General features: G+C 73.5%; 14 protein-coding genes. 9 read left to right on the plus strand and 5 right to left on the minus strand.

Annotated features, from left to right (window positions below):
• Positions 1-311 (minus strand): acyl-CoA dehydrogenase family protein (locus ABT299_RS45830; protein ID WP_500254644.1); only part of this gene is annotated, 311 nt, incomplete at its 3' end.
• Positions 312-511: 200 nt separating this feature from the next.
• Between ABT299_RS45830 and ABT299_RS45835 the strand changes: the two genes are divergently transcribed.
• Positions 512-2104, plus strand: coding sequence for a FadD3 family acyl-CoA ligase (locus ABT299_RS45835; RefSeq protein ID WP_500254645.1), 1593 nt, complete (start codon positions 512-514; stop codon positions 2102-2104).
• A 71-nt stretch (positions 2105-2175) separates the two neighbouring features.
• Entirely contained in the window at positions 2176-3330 is a 1155-nt protein-coding gene (locus ABT299_RS45840; RefSeq protein ID WP_500254672.1) for an acyl-CoA dehydrogenase family protein, read from the plus strand.
• Between the two features lie 68 nt (positions 3331-3398).
• On the opposite strand, the gene ABT299_RS45845 is transcribed toward ABT299_RS45840, so the two are convergent.
• Together ABT299_RS45845 and ABT299_RS45850 are read right to left on the minus strand one after the other, a co-directional pair.
• The gene (locus ABT299_RS45845; protein ID WP_500254646.1) at positions 3399-4550 is read right to left on the minus strand and encodes a thiolase family protein; all 1152 of its coding nucleotides are present in this window, start codon (positions 4548-4550) and stop codon (positions 3399-3401) included.
• Complete coding sequence (locus tag ABT299_RS45850; RefSeq protein WP_500254647.1) at positions 4543-4980, minus strand: Zn-ribbon domain-containing OB-fold protein; 438 nt, start codon at positions 4978-4980, stop codon at positions 4543-4545. The genes ABT299_RS45845 and ABT299_RS45850 overlap by 8 nt, the downstream gene beginning before the upstream one ends.
• Before the next feature lie 190 nt (positions 4981-5170).
• Here ABT299_RS45850 and ABT299_RS45855 point away from each other — a divergent pair, with 190 nt between their 5' ends.
• A complete protein-coding gene (locus ABT299_RS45855; protein WP_500254648.1) occupies positions 5171-5551 on the plus strand; it encodes a nuclear transport factor 2 family protein in 381 nt (126 codons plus the stop codon).
• A gap of 53 nt (positions 5552-5604) precedes the next feature.
• A complete protein-coding gene (locus tag ABT299_RS45860; protein WP_500254649.1) occupies positions 5605-6264 on the plus strand; it encodes a TetR/AcrR family transcriptional regulator in 660 nt (219 codons plus the stop codon).
• 156 nt (positions 6265-6420) lie between these two features.
• On the opposite strand, the gene ABT299_RS45865 is transcribed toward ABT299_RS45860, so the two are convergent.
• On the minus strand, positions 6421-7635 hold the full coding sequence (locus ABT299_RS45865) for an acetyl-CoA C-acetyltransferase (RefSeq protein WP_500254650.1): 1215 nt from the start codon (positions 7633-7635) through the stop codon (positions 6421-6423).
• On the minus strand, positions 7632-8882 hold the full coding sequence (locus ABT299_RS45870) for a CaiB/BaiF CoA transferase family protein (RefSeq protein WP_500254651.1): 1251 nt from the start codon (positions 8880-8882) through the stop codon (positions 7632-7634). The genes ABT299_RS45865 and ABT299_RS45870 overlap by 4 nt, the downstream gene beginning before the upstream one ends.
• A gap of 157 nt (positions 8883-9039) precedes the next feature.
• Between ABT299_RS45870 and ABT299_RS45875 the strand changes: the two genes are divergently transcribed.
• The 5 genes from ABT299_RS45875 to ABT299_RS45895 all read left to right on the plus strand — a co-directional run bounded on the left by ABT299_RS45875 (position 9040) and on the right by ABT299_RS45895 (position 14517).
• Complete coding sequence (locus ABT299_RS45875) at positions 9040-9909, plus strand: enoyl-CoA hydratase/isomerase family protein (protein ID WP_500254652.1); 870 nt, start codon at positions 9040-9042, stop codon at positions 9907-9909.
• Positions 9906-10670, plus strand: coding sequence for a glucose 1-dehydrogenase (locus ABT299_RS45880; protein WP_500254653.1), 765 nt, complete (start codon positions 9906-9908; stop codon positions 10668-10670). Before ABT299_RS45875 ends, ABT299_RS45880 begins: the two co-directional genes overlap by 4 nt.
• Before the next feature lie 27 nt (positions 10671-10697).
• Entirely contained in the window at positions 10698-11888 is a 1191-nt protein-coding gene (locus tag ABT299_RS45885; protein ID WP_500254654.1) for an acyl-CoA dehydrogenase family protein, read from the plus strand.
• A gap of 29 nt (positions 11889-11917) precedes the next feature.
• Positions 11918-12799, plus strand: a complete 882-nt coding sequence (locus ABT299_RS45890) for an LLM class flavin-dependent oxidoreductase (protein ID WP_500254655.1) — start codon at positions 11918-11920, stop codon at positions 12797-12799.
• An 83-nt stretch (positions 12800-12882) separates the two neighbouring features.
• Entirely contained in the window at positions 12883-14517 is a 1635-nt protein-coding gene (locus tag ABT299_RS45895; protein WP_500254656.1) for an AMP-binding protein, read from the plus strand.
• Positions 14518-14551 lie beyond the last annotated feature (34 nt).

The raw sequence follows: 14551 nt of genomic DNA on the forward strand, positions 1-14551 counted from the left end.
GCGGGCTCCGGGCCCGCGGGGGGCCGCCGCTGGGGGGCCTGCGTGGGCCCGTGGACGGGGGCGTCGGCGGGGCCCGGGCCGAACTCCTCGGCGACGATCGCGGCCTCCACGGCGGAGGCGAGCGGCCGGCCCCCGCCGTCGGGGTCCGGCGCGCGCAGCTCGCGCCAGCCGGCGCCGGTCAGCGCCGCTTCCAGGCCGGCGGCGCGGGCCTCGTCGTCCAGGTCGGCGACCGAGCCGGGGGCGTGGTCGTCGACGAGGCGGGCGGCGGCCTCGCGCAGCGCCCGCTGCTCGGCGGACAGGCGTACGTCCATCAGCGCTCACTCCGCGGCGCGGGCGAGGCGGCGGCGGTCGGGTGGAGATCGGACTCAATGATCATGTGCGGCGACCTCGGGGGAGGCGCGCCGGGGCCGCGCGGGGTGCGCGTGCGGATCGCCGGCGCGGATGCGAAGGGCTCTTCTCTGCTGACGATAAAAGTCTATACTGACGTCGATGTCAATCACGGAGGCCCGCCATGACCGACAGCCCGGGGCCGTCCCGGCCGAGCATCGCGGCGATGACCGCGTCCGCCGCGAAGCGCTTCCCCGGCCGGGTCGCGGTCGTGGACGGCGCCGCGCGCGTCTCCTACGCCGAGCTCCACGAGGAGGCCACGCGGTTCGGCGCCGCGCTGGTCGCGGACGGCGTCGAGCCCGGTGACCGCGTCGCCGTCTGGGCGTTCAACAGCCGCGAATGGATCGTCGCGGTGCTCGGGCTCTACCAGGCGGGCGCCGTCCTCGTCCCGGTCAACACCAGGTTCAAAGGACGGGAGGCGGCTGGGATCCTGAGTCGCGCCAAGGTGCGGGTCCTGGTGACGGTGACGGACTTCCTCGGCAACGACTACGTCGAGATGCTCGCCGCGTCGGGCGTCCCCCTGCCCGACCTGCGGACCGTCGTCATAGCCCGAGGGCGCCCGTCCGGGGACGCGGTGCCGTGGACGGGCTTCCTGGCGCGCGCCACCGAGAGCGCGTTCGCCGAGGTCGACCGGCGGAGCGCCGCCCTCGGGCCGGACGACGCGTCCGACATCCTCTTCACGTCCGGGACGACCGGCGCGCCCAAGGGCGTGGTCATGACCCACGGCCGGACCATGACCGTGGCGACCGACTGGGTCGCCATGACGGGGCTCCGCGAGGGCGACCGCTACGTGATGGTCAACCCGTACTTCCACATGTTCGGGTTCAAGGCCGGCATCCTCGCCTGCCTGTCGGCCGGCGCCACGATGTACCCGCAGGCCGTCCTGGACGTCGACGCCGTGCTGGCCCTCGTCGCCGAGGAGCGGGCCACCGTCCTGCCCGGCGCCCCGACCCTGTACCACGCGATCCTGGAGCACCCTGGCCGGGACCGGTACGACCTGTCGAGCCTGCGCGTCGCCGTGACGGGCTCGGCGGACATCCCGGTCGAGCTCATCCGGCGGGTCCGCGACGAGCTGCCGTTCTCGCTCATCGTCTCGGGATACGGGCTGACCGAGGCGGGGACGGCCAGCTCGACCGCGCCCGACGACGACCCGGAGACGATCGCCACGACCGTCGGGCGGGCCCGTCCCGGCTTCGAGATCCGGGTCGCCGACGGGACCGGCGGGGACGCCGCCGAGGGGGAGGTCGGGGAGATCCTCCTGCGCGGGCCGACCGTCATGGCCGGCTACCTGGACGACCCCGAGGCGACGGCGGAGGTGCTCTCCGCGGACGGCTGGCTGCGCACCGGCGACCTCGGGTGCTTCGACGGGCGCGGATGCCTGCGCATCGCGGGGCGCGCCAAGGACATGTTCATCGTCGGCGGGTTCAACGCCTACCCCGCCGAGATCGAGGCCATGCTGCTCGAACACCCGGGCGTGCGGGAGGCCGCCGTCGTCGGTGTCCCCGACGAGCGCCTCGGGCAGGTGGGCATGGCGTTCGTCGTGCCGCGCACACCCGCGCCGTCCGCCGCCGAGGTCATCGCCTGGTGCCGCGAGCGGATGGCCAACTACAAGGTGCCGCGTTTCGTCGAGCTGATCGGCGAGCTGCCGCTCACCGCGAGCGGGAAGGTGCACAAGGCCGTGCTGGAGGAACGGGCCGGCGCCCGGGCCGCCCGCTGATCCGCGACCGAAACTTACATCGACGTCGATTTAATGAACTGCGCCCGGAAGGTGGCCGACCCGTGGCCGACATGACAGACCAGGACCTCGAGCCGATGCTGGAGGCCGTCCGCGACTTCATCCGCAAGGAGGTGATCCCGCGCGAGGCGGAGATCGACGAGAGGGACGAGGTACCGGACGTCCTGCGCGAGGCGGCCAGGCGGATGGGCCTGTTCGGGTTCACGATCCCGGAGGAGTACGGCGGCCTCGGCCTCGGCATCGTCGACCAGTGCCGGCTGCTGATCGAGGTCGGGTACGCCACGCCCGCCCTGCGCTCGATGTTCAGCACGAACGTGGGTATCGCCGGCGGTGTGATCATGGACGCGGGCACCCCGGAGCAGAAGGGGCACTGGCTGCCGCGGCTCGCCTCGGGCGAGGCCGTCGCCTCCTTCGCGCTCACCGAGCCCGACGCCGGGTCCGACCCGGGCGACATGCGGACCAACGCCGTCCGCGACGGCGACCGGTGGGTCCTCAACGGCGTCAAGCGCTACATCACCAACGCGCCGATCGCCGACGTGTTCATGGTGTTCGCCCGGACAGACCCCGACGCGCGGTCATCCCGCGGCATCTCCACCTTCATCGTCCCGGCGGGCACTCCCGGGCTGACGGTGGGACCGCGGGACCACAAGATGGGCCAGTTCGGCGCCTGGACGGCCGACGTGAACCTCGACGGCGTGCGCGTGCCGGCGGACGCGGTGGTCGGCGGCGACGCGGGCGTCCACACCGGCTTCCTCACCGCGATGCGGTGCCTGTCCGCCGGACGGCTCCTGCTGGCCGCCGCCTGCGTGGGGATGTGTCAACGGCTGATCGATGAGTCCGTGCGGTTCGCGTCCGACCGCAAGCAGGGCGGGAAGCCGATCGCGTCGCACCAGCTGGTGCAGGCGATGATCGCGGACTCGGTCACCGAGACGATGGCGGCCCGCGCGCTCGTCCTGGACGCCGCGCGCTCCTACGCCGACGGCTCCGACCGCCGCACCGGCCCGGCCGCCGCGAAGTACTTCTGCAGCGAGACGGTCGGGCGCGTCGCGGACCGCGCCGTCCAGGTGCACGGCGGCGCCGGGTACATGCGGTCGGTCCCGGTCGAGCGGTTCTACCGCGACGCGCGGCTGTTCCGCATCTACGAGGGGACCAGCCAGATCCAGCAGGTCATCATCGCCCGCCAGACGATCGGGGAGGCCGCCGGCTGACGGCCCGGCCGGCGAATGGAAGAGCGGCCCGGGCTGTGTGCCCGGGCCGCTGCGTTGTCGGGGCGGGGTCAGGTCGACAGGATGGAGACGGCGGCGACGCCCGGCGCGCCGTACAGCTGGGCGAGGCCGACCCGCGGCGCCCCGGCGACCTGCCGCTCGCCCGCCCGGCCGCGCATCTGCAGCACCAGCTCGCGGACCTGCCGCAGGCCGGAGGCGCCGACCGGTTCGCCGTTGGCGATCAGGCCGCCGTCGGTGTTGACCGGGAGCCTGCCGCCCGGCGCGGTGGCGCCGGAGGCGATCAGCTCGTTCTGCTCGCCGTCTTCGCAGAGCCCGACCTCGGCCATGTGGATGACCTCGGCGCCGGCGTCGGTGTCCTGGAGCTGGGCGATCCGGACGTCCTCCGGGCCGATGCCGGCCGCCTCGTACGCGGCCTTGGCGGCGTCGACGGTCGGGGCCGGGACGTGGTCGGCCGCCACCGAGGCGGAGGGGGTGTGCACCTCGAACGCGCCGAACCGCCGCGTGCGGGTGACGACGCTGCGCAGGTAGATCGGCTTGTCGGTGTAGCGGTGCGCCACGTCCGCGCTGCACACCACCAGCGCCGCCGCGCCCTCGTTGGGGCTGCAGAACATGTACTGGGTCAGCGGGTAGTTCAGCATCCGCGACTGCAGGATCTGCTCCGGCGACAGCGGCTTGCGGCGGTGCGCGTCGGGGTTCAGCTCGCCGTTGCGGTAGTTCTTGGCGGCGACCTCGGCGAGGGTCCGGTGCGTGATGCCGTGGTCGTGCATGTAGCGGTTGATCTTCATGCCGAAGAATTTCGTGGTGAGGAACAGCCCCATCTCCCCGTACCAGGACGGGCAGCCGTACTCGCGCGGATCGGCGGTGAACGCGCCCGACTCGTGCTTGTCCATGCCGAGGACGAGGCCGATCTCGTGCTGCCCTAGGCGGATCGTCTGGGCGGCCAGGGCCAGCGCGCTGCCGGCGGTCGCGCAGCCGTTGTAGACGTTGGTGAACTGCACGCCGGTCAGCCCGAGCTCGGCGACGACGGCGTCGGGCTGGTCGACCTCGTAGCTGCCGCCCACCGCGAACTCCACGTCCGTCCACTTCAGGCCCGCGTCGGCGAGGGCGTCGCGGGCCGCCTCGGCGCCCATGGCCAGCGCCGGCTTGCCGGGGAAGCGGCCGAACCGGTGGATCCCCACTCCGATGATCGCGACGTCAGGCATGCTCGGCCCCTTCCGGACGGAACGCGAAGGTGATGATCTCCCGGCCGTCCTCGCCGGTCCGGAACGGCAGCGTGACCAGCCGCATCGCCATGCCGAACTCCAGGTCGCCCTGCCCGCAGCTGGTGAGGAGGGTCTCCACGCGCAGCTCGCCGGGCAACTCGACCACGCCCACCAGCCAGGGCTCGAACGGGTCGGTGCCGGCGAACTCGCCGCGGAACGGCGCCTTGGGCGGGAACCCCTGCGACGTCCACGTCCACAGCGTTCCCGAACGGCTCAGCAGCGCGCGCTCCACGGCGGCCGCGCCGCACCGCGCGCAGCCGGCTCGCAGCGGGAACACGTGCGTCCCGCACTCCCCGCACCTGCCGCCGATCAGCCGGGGCTCGTCGGCGGGCCAGGTGAACAGGTCGTGGGCGATGGGGACCGGTGCCATCTCATCTCCTTGCCTCCCCGCGCGCCGCGCGTCCGGGGCTCGCTGCCCGGTCATCCTATACCGACGTCGACGTCAAATAAAGGTCGAAGTGTCCGATTCCCCGTCGCATGGGTGATGCTCCTGAAGACCTTGACATTATCGACGTCGAAGTCATAACTGGTCTCATACGATCGAAAGGACGAGACGTGCCATGCCGAACGGTGACGGGGTCCTCGCCGCGGTGACCAGGCTGCAGGCCGACTACGCGCGGTACGTCGACGGAGGCCAGGCGATGGCGTGGAGCGCGCTCTACGGCACGCGGGGCGTGCTGACGCTCTCCGACGGCCGGGAGGTCGGCGGCGCGGAGGAACTGGCCGCGTTCGCGGCGCGGGCGCCGCAGGGCGTCCACCTCCAGGGCGTGCCCAGCGTCGAGGAACGCGACGACGGCGACATCGACTCGGTGGCGCCCTTCCTGTTCGTCAACGCCGAGAACGGCTCCATGATCGCCGGTACCTACCGGGACCGCATGACCTGGGAGGACGGCCGCCTGGTGTTCGCGAAGCGGCACATCGACATGAAGCGGTCCCTGTAGCGCGGGTACGGCATCATGGTTCCGACGTCGAGTTCATCGTTTGGAGGACCGGGATGGATCCAGAGCCTCGTTCCGCGAAGGGCCGCCGGACGCGGGCGCGCCTGGTCGAGGCGGGCAAGACCGTGTTCGAGCGCGACGGCTTCCTCCAGGCGCGGATCACCGACATCGCCACCGAGGCCGGCGTCTCGCACGGGTCGTTCTACCACTACTTCGACTCCAAGGAATCGCTCTTCCGGGAGATCGCCGAGGAGGTCGAGGTCCGCCTGGTCTCGATGGACGACATCCCGCAGGCCGACGACGCCGGCCCGATCGAGCGCATCCGCGCCGCCAACAAGGCCTACCTGTCCGCGTACCGGAAGGAGGCCCCGATCATGCGGGTGATCGAAGAGGTCAGCCGGTACGACGAGGACGTCCGCAAGGTGCGGTCCAAGCGCGACGACTACCTGGCGGCCCGCCTGGAGTCGGCGATCAAGCGGCTGCAGGCGGACGGGCTGGCGGACAAGCGGATCGACGAGCGCTACGCCGCCACCGCGCTCGGCGGCATGGTCGCCAAGTTCGCCGAGATGATGTTCATCGGCGGCGCGCGCTTCGCCATGAACGAGGCGGTCGAGCAGCTCACGCTGCTGTGGGCCAACGCGCTCGGCCTCAGCCCGGACGCCGACAGCAGGCCCCGCTCCAGGAGCGGGAAGCCCGCCAAGGCCGCGAAGGCCTGACCGTTCCGATCCCGGCACCGCTCCCGCTCCCGGCACCGCTCCCGCTCCCGGCACCGCTCCCGCTCCCGGCACCGCTCCCGCCCCCGGTACCGCTCCCGCCCCCGGTACCGCTCCCGCCCCCGGTACCGCTCCCGCCCCCGAGGGCGGAGCGCGCCGTCAGCTCCGCACCCGCTCGAACACCGCGGCGATGCCCTGGCCGCCGCCGATGCAAAGGGTCTCCAGGCCGTACCGCGCGTCGCGGCGCTCCATCTCGCGCAGGAGCGTCGCGACGATCCGGGCGCCGGTCGCGCCGACCGGATGGCCGAGCGAGATGCCCGAGCCGTTGACGTTGAGCCGCTCGAAGTCGGCCGGCGTGAAGTCCCACTCCCGCGTCACCGCCAGGGCCTGCGCCGCGAACGCCTCGTTCAGCTCGATGAGGTCCATGTCGGCCAGCGTGAGGCCCGCCGCGTCGAGGGCCCGGCGCGTCGCCGGTACGGGCCCGATGCCCATGAGGTGGGGCGGGACCCCGGCCGTCGCGGTCGACACCACGCGCGCGAGCGGCCGCAGCCCGTGCTCGGCGGCGAACTCGGGGGCCGTGACCAGGCAGGCGGCGGCGCCGTCGTTCTGCCCGCTGGCGTTGCCGGCCGTGACCGTCGCCTCCGCGTCGTCCCTCCCCATGACGGGGCGGAGGACGGCCAGCTTATCGAGGGAGACGTCGCGGCGCGGGTGCTCGTCGGTGTCGGCGACCGTGTCCCCCTTCCGGCCGGGCACCGTGACCGGGACGATCTCCTCGGCGAACGCGCCGCGGTCCTGGGCGTCCAGCGCCCGGCGGTGCGAGGCGTAGGCCAGCTCGTCCTGCTCCGCGCGGCCGATCTTGTACTCGCGGCGCAGGTTCTCGGCGGTCTCCAGCATCCCGCCGGGGACGGGGTGGTTCCGGCCGCCCGCGGTCGTCCGGCCGCGCGTCAGGGTGTCGGTCAGCGTGATGTCCCCGGCCCGCGAACCCCAGCGTGCCGTCAGCGAGTAGTGCGGGGCCTGCGACATGTTCTCGGCGCCGCCCGCGATGATCGCCTGCGCCGCGCCGGAGCGGATCATCGCCGCCGCGTACACCACGGCCTGCAGGCCGGACCCGCAGCGCCGGTCGATCTGGACGCCCGGCACGGTCGCCGGCAGGCCCGCGTCGAGCGCGATGACCCGTCCGATCGCGGGCGCCTCGGCGGTGCCGTAGCAGTGCCCGAACACGACGTCGTCGACGAGCGAGCCGTCCAGCCCGCTCCGCTCGATCAGTGCCCGGACCACCGTCACGCCCAGGTCCTGGACGGGGACCGTCCGCAGGGCGCCGCCGAACCGGCCTATCGGGGTCCGCAGCGGCTGGCAGATCACGGCCTCGTTCATGACTCTCCTGACTGGTCGTGGGCCGGCCGGGGCGGCACCGCGCCGGCCCGGCGGAGTTCGTCCTGCGCTTCGGAGGTGAAGCCCAGGTCGGTGAGGATCGCGGCGGTGTGCTCGCCGAGGGCGGGGACGTCCTCCAGCGGCGTGGTCCACGCGGGGGTGATGACGGGCGGGAGCAGCGACGCCAGCGGCCCGACCGGCGACCCGACCTCGCGCCAGCGGCCGCGCGCGGTGAGCTGCCGGTGGTCGACGACCTCGGTGACCCGGTTGAGCTCGGCGTTCCCGATGCCGGCCGCGTCGGCGCGCGCGCAGATCTCGGCGAGGTCGAGGGTCGATGCCCAGGCGCCGACGGCCTCGTCGAGCCTGCCGCGCTGCGCGCAGCGCTGCGGGGTGGTGGCGAGGGACGGGTCGTCTGCGAGGTCCGGGCGGCCGATGAGGTCGCGGGCCAGGCGCTGCCATTCGGCGTCGTTCGTGGTGCCGAGCACGACGGTGCGCCCGTCCTTGGTCGGGTAGGCGTTGTACGGGGCGACGATGGGGGAGGACATGCCGATCGGCGCCCGCTCCTCGCCGGTGTAGCGGGCGTACAGCAGGGCGAACCCGAGGAAGTCGGCCGCGGTGTCGAACATGCTCACCTGCAGGGCGGCGCCGGCGCCCGTGCGGGCGCGCGCGAGCAGCGCGGCCATGATGCCGGCCGCGGCCTGCATCGCGGTTCCGATGTCGGCGATGGGGATGCCCGGCTTGGCGGGCGCGTCGGCCTGGCCGGTCGCGGCGCACGACCCGCTCTCGGCTTGGACGAGCAGGTCGTAGGCGCGGCGGTGGTCGAGCGGCCCGCCGGTGCCGTAGCCGGAGATGTCGACGGCCACCATCGACGGGTACCGCTCGACGAGCGTCGCCGCGTCGAGGCCGAGGCGGCGGGCGGAGCCGGGCGCGAGGTTCTGCACGACGACGTCGGCGCGTTCGAGCAGCCGGTCGAGGACGGGCCGGGCCTCGGGGCGCTTGCAGTCCAGCGCCAGGGACCGCTTGTTGCGGTTCAGCCAGACGAAGTAGGTCGCCATGCCGCCGGCGGCGTCGTCGAACCACCGGGTGAGGTCGCCCGTGCGCGGGTGCTCGACCTTGACGACCTCCGCGCCGAGGTCGGCGAGCATGCGCGTGCAGTAGGGCGCAGACACCGCCTGCTCGAAGCTCACCACGACCGTGCCGGCGAGAGGCGGGGCCGGCGGCGGGGGCTGGGTGGCTGGCCTGTCGGGCATGGGGCTCCTCCGTCGGTGGTGCGGTCGCCCGGTCCGGGTCCGGCTGCGTCCGGTCAGTCTAACTTCGACGTCGATGTCGATCTACTCCGCGTCGTCGGCGGTGTCGGGGCGGGCGGGCCATTGACCTGGCGACCGCGTCATTATAATTTCGACGTCTATGTCAAATCATTCGGGCGAGGCCCTGCCGACGGGCACCGCGCACCTGCTCGCCGCGCGGGCCGGCGGCGTGCTGACGCTCACGCTGAACCGTCCGGAGGTCCGCAACGCGTTCTCGCGGGAGATGCTCGACGGCCTCGCCGCGATGCTGGACCTCGCCGCCGCGTCGGACGACGTCCGGGCCGTGGTGATCGCCGGGGCCGGCGGTGCCTTCTGCGCGGGCGGCGACCTCGCCAAGCTCGCGGCGGGGGAGAGCATCTTCGGCCCCGCCGGCGATCCGGGCGAGCGGCTGGACGCCCAGAAGGCGCTGCAGCGCGCGACGGTCGTCCGGCTCCGGGAGCTGGCGAAGCCGTCCGTCGCGCTCGTCGAGGGCGCGGCCGTCGGCGCCGGACTCGGCCTCGCGCTCGCCTGCGACCTGCGCTACGCCGGAGCCTCCGCGACGCTGCGCACGGGCTTCGGCCGGATCGGGCTGGCCGGCGACTTCGGCTGCACCTGGCAGCTGACCCGCCTGCTCGGCGCGTCGCGGGCGCTGGAACTGCTCTACCTCTCGCCGCCGCTGAGCGCCGCCCGCGCGCAGGAGCTCGGCCTCGTCAACGAGGCCGTCGCCGACGACGAGCTGGCGGCGCACGTCTCCAAGACGGCCGCACGATTGGCCGCCCTCTCACCGGACGCGGTCCGGGCCATGAAGGAGCATTTGGCCCGCGCCCATGACCACGACCTCGCGGACTGCGCGGACGCGGAGGCCGTGTGGCACGTCCGACTCCTGGAGTCCGGCGCCCACCGCGACGCCGTCCGCGCGATCGCGCACGGCCGCCCCCGCGCCGCGCGCACCTCCTCCGAACCCCAGCACTCGGGAGCGAAACGACCATGACGAACCTCGACGGCCGCGTCGCGCTGGTGACCGGCGCGGCCCGCGGCATCGGAGCGGAGATCGCCCGGACCTACGCCCGCGCCGGGGCCCGCGTCGGCGTCCTCGACCTCAAGGAGGACCTGACCGGGGAGACCGTGTCCGGGATCAGGGACGCGGGCGGGCAGGCCGTCGGCCTCGGCGCGGACGTCTCCGACGCCGAGCAGGTCGACCGGACCGTGCGGCGGCTCGCCGAGGAGTTCGGCGGCCTCGACATCGTGGTCAACAACGCCGGCGTCACCCGGGACAACCTGCTGTTCAAGATGACCGAGGACGACTGGGACACCGTGGTGGCCGTCCACATGCGCGGGGTGTTCCTGGTGACCCGGGCCGCGCAGCGGATCATGGTCGAGCGGCGCTACGGGCGCGTGATCAACATCTCCTCGACCTCCGCGCTGGGCAACCGGGGCCAGGCGAACTACTCCGCCGCCAAGGCGGGGATCCAGGGCTTCACGCGGACGACCGCGATCGAGCTCGGCCCGTTCGGAATCACCGTCAACGCGATCGGCCCCGGCTACGTCGACACGGAGATGACCCGGGCGACCGCCGAGCGGCTCGGCGTCGCGGTGGACCAGCGGCTGGCGGAGGTGGCGGCGACCCTGCCGATGCGGCGCGTCGGCAAGCCCGCCGACATCGCCAACGCCGCGCTGTTCCTCGCCTCCGAGGACTCCGGGTTCGTGACCGGCCAGGTCCTCTACGTCGACGGCGGGCGCTCGGTGCGCTGAGGTGGAAGAACCGATCGAGGAGTTCGCATGAGCCAAGACACCGCCCCCGAGGCCACAACCGACGACGCTCTCACCGACGACGAACTGCGCGCGGCCGTCCGTGAGGTGGCCGAGCGGTTCGACGACGCGTACTGGGCCGAGGTCGATCAGGAGACCCGGTTCCCCTGGGAGTTCTACAAGGCTTTCGCCGAGGCCGGCTGGCTCGGCATCGCCATCCCCCGCGAGTACGGCGGCGCGGGCATGGGCATTTCGGCGGCCTCGTCGATGATGTACGAGATCGCCGCGTCCGGGGCGGGCATGAACGGCTGCAGCCCGTTCCACCTCACGATCTTCGGCCTCAACCTGGTGGCGCGGCACGGCGGCGACCGGCTGTGCCGCGAGCTGCTCCCCGCCGCCGCGACCGGCGACCTGCATGTCTGCTTCGCCATCACCGAGCCGGACGCCGGGTCCGACACCGGCCGCATCCGCACCTTCGCCCGCCGGGACGGCTCCGACTACGTGATCAACGGCCGGAAGGTCTGGATCACCAAGGCGGCGCAGTCGCAGAAGGCGGTGCTGCTGGCGCGCACCAGCGAGCCGCGCGAGGGCCGGCGGCGGACGGACGGCCTCTCGATGTTCGTCGTCGACCTGACCGGCGGCGAGGTCGAGATGCGGGCGATCCCGAAGATGGGCCGCAACGCGGTCTCCTCTTACGAGCTGTTCATGGACGACTTCCGCGTCCCCGGATCGGCGCTGGTCGGCGAGGAGGGACGCGGGTTCACCTACCTGCTGGACGGCATCAACCCCGAGCGGATCCTGCTCGCGCACGAGTCGCTCGGCATCGGGCGGGCGGCGCTGCGCCGTGCGGTGCGGTACGCGGGGGAGCGGGTGGTGTTCGGCCGCCCGATCGGCCAGAACCAGGGGATCGCGTTCCCGCTCGCGGAGGCGTCGATGCGGCTGGACGCGGCGGAGCTGGCGGCGCGGCACGCCGCCGCCCGCTACGACGCCGGCGAACCGTGCGGCAAGGAGGCGAACACGGCGAAGTACCTGTGCGCCGACGCCGCCTTCGCCGCCGCCGACGCGGCCGTCCAGACGCACGGCGGTTTCGGGTACGCGCGGGAGTACCACGTCGAGCGCTACTTCCGGGAGTCCCGCCTGATGCGCATCGCCCCGGTCAGCCAGGAGATGGTGCTGAACTACATCAGCGAGCACGTCCTCGGCCTGCCCAAGTCCTACTGAGCGAAGACCCGGCGGGAGAGGGAGGACGCATGCGCATCGCCGTTCATTCTGGGCTCACCATGCGCGGGACGATCGAGGGCGTCGTCGGCGAGGTCCGCAAGGTCGCCGAGTTCGGCCTCGCCGGCTACTGGGCGCCGATGCTCACCGGGCACGACACGCTCACCGCCTTCGCAGTCGCGGGCCGCGAGGTGCCGGGCGTGGAGCTGGGGACGGCGGTGGTGCCCATGCCCCTGCGCCCGCCGTTCGCGCTCGCGCAGCAGGTGGCGACCGTCCAGGAAGTGCTGAAGGGCCGGCTGGTGCTCGGCGTGGGCCCGTCGCACGAGGCGCTGGTCAGGGACGCGTTCGGGCTGGAGTGGACGCCGCCGATCGAGGCGACGCGCTGGTACGTCGAGCAGCTGACGGCCGTCATGGACGGCCGGGACGGCCGCGGCGTCGCCGTCGCCGGAGAGCCGACGCCGATCCTGCTGGGGGCCGTCAACCCGGCCATGGCCGCGCTCGCGGCGGAGGTGGCGGCGGGCGTGGTCACCTGGTCCGCGGGGCCGCGCACGATCGCCGAGGTGATCCGGCCCGCGCTGCGCGCGCGGTCGGACGGCTCGCCGTTCCGGGTCGTGGCCGCCCTGCCGGTCGCCGTGACCGGCGACGTCGCGGGCACGCGCGAGCACGTCGACCGCAGGCTGGGCGCCAACGACCGCTTCCCCTCGTACCGGAAGGTGCTGCGCCGCGAGGGCGTGGACGGGGTGGCGGACCTCGCGATCGTCGGCTCGCCCGACGAGGTCGGCCGGCGCCTCGACGCGTTCGCCGAGAGCGGCGTCACCGACTTCGCCGCGCACGTGCTCGCCGCGAGCGCGGCGGACGCCGAGCGCACGTGGGAGTTCCTCGCCGCCCGGGCCGCGGCGCGGGCACAGTATTGACGTTGACGTCGAAATATACTTCGATGGCGGTGAGGACGGCGGGCGGTGCCCCGCCGCCATCAGGCCTCCCGGAAGGCGGTGCGGTGACCACAGGCTCTGTTGTCGACGGCTGGGGCGTGCGGACGGTCCCCGCCGAGCTGGCCCGGCGCTACCACGCGGAAGGGTGGTGGACGGACGGCTCCCTCGGCTCGATGGTGGCCGAGGGGCTCGGCCGGGCTCCGGGGCTGCGGTTCCAGGTGCGGTCCAGGGTCCGGCCCTGGAACGGCACGTTCGCCGAGGTGGACCGCGCCAGCCGCTCCTTCGCCCGCGCCCTGCTGGACTGGGGCGTCGGCCCCGGCTCGGTCGTCGTGGTGCAGATGCCGAACTGGGTCGAGGCCGCCGTCACGTTCTGGGCCGCCGCGTACGTCGGGGCGGTCGTGGTCCCGGTGGTGCACTTCTACGGGCCCAGGGAGGTCGGCCGCATCCTCGACGAGACCCGTCCCGCGGTGATCGTCACGCCCGACCGCTTCGGCCGCACCGACCACCTCGAGCAGTACGCGGAGCTGCTCGCCGGACGGGACGAGGAGCCGCTGTGGCTGGTGGTGGGCGACCGCCCCGAGGCGGAACTGCCGGCTGCCGCCACGCCGTTCCACCTGATGCTGCGGGCGCGCCCGATCGAGGAGCCGGAGCGGGTCGAGCCCGAGATGCCGGCGATCGTGGGCTTCACGTCCGGGACGACCCTCAACCCGAAGGGAGTCGTGCACAGCCACCAGACGATCGCCTGGGAAGCGCGCCAGTGCGACCGCTTCTACGCCAGGGGCGGGCCGCCGACGCTCGTCGGCACCCCCGTCGGCCACTTCATGGGCATGATCAACGCGTTCCTGGTGCCGCTGCTGCGGTCCGAGCCGGTGCATCTGATCGACGTGTGGGACCCGGCCGACGTGCTGGCGGTGATGGCCGAGGAGCGCATCGGCGTCGCCGGCGGCCCGCCCTACTTCCTGACGAGCCTGCTGGACCACCCCGGCTTCACGCCCGAGCACCTGGCGCTCATCCCGCACATGGGCCTCGGCGGCGCGCCGGTGCCGGACACCTTCACCGAGCGCGCGACGCGGGAGGGCATTGCGGTCTACCGCTCGTACGGCAGCACCGAGCACCCCTCGGTCACGGCGAGCCTGCTGACCGACCCGCCGGACAAGCGGCTGCGCACCGACGGCCGCGCGCTGCCGGGCGCGGAGTTCCGCCTGGACGACGACGGCGAGATCCTCACCCGCGGCGCCGACTGCTTCGTCGGCTACACCGACCCCGCGCTCACCGCGCGCGCGTTCGACGCCGGCGGCTGGTACCGCACCGGCGACATGGGCGAGGTCGACGCCGACGGCTACCTCACGATCACCGACCGGGTCGCCGACGTCATCATCCGCGGGGGCGAGAACATCAGCGCCCAGGAGGTCGAGTCGCTGCTGCTCACGCTGGAGCGGGTCGCCGAGGTCAGCGTCGTCGCCGAACCGGACGCCCGGCTGGGCGAGCACGCCACCGCGGTGATCCGCCCGCGCGACCCGGCGAGCCCGGTGTCGCTGGACGACGTCCGGGCCCATCTCGCCGCGGCCGGGCTCGCCCGGCAGAAGTGGCCGGAGTCGGTGCACCTCGTCGCGGACTTCCCGCGCACGGCCACCGGCAAGATCCAGAAGTTCCGCCTGCGCGAGCAGGTGCGCGCCGGGTCGTTGCGGGACGCCCTGTAAGGCAGGCCGCGGCGTCCACCGCGCGCGGTGGACG

This window comes from Spirillospora sp. NPDC000708 (assembly GCF_040299565.1).
Taxonomy (GTDB): domain Bacteria; phylum Actinomycetota; class Actinomycetes; order Streptosporangiales; family Streptosporangiaceae; genus Spirillospora.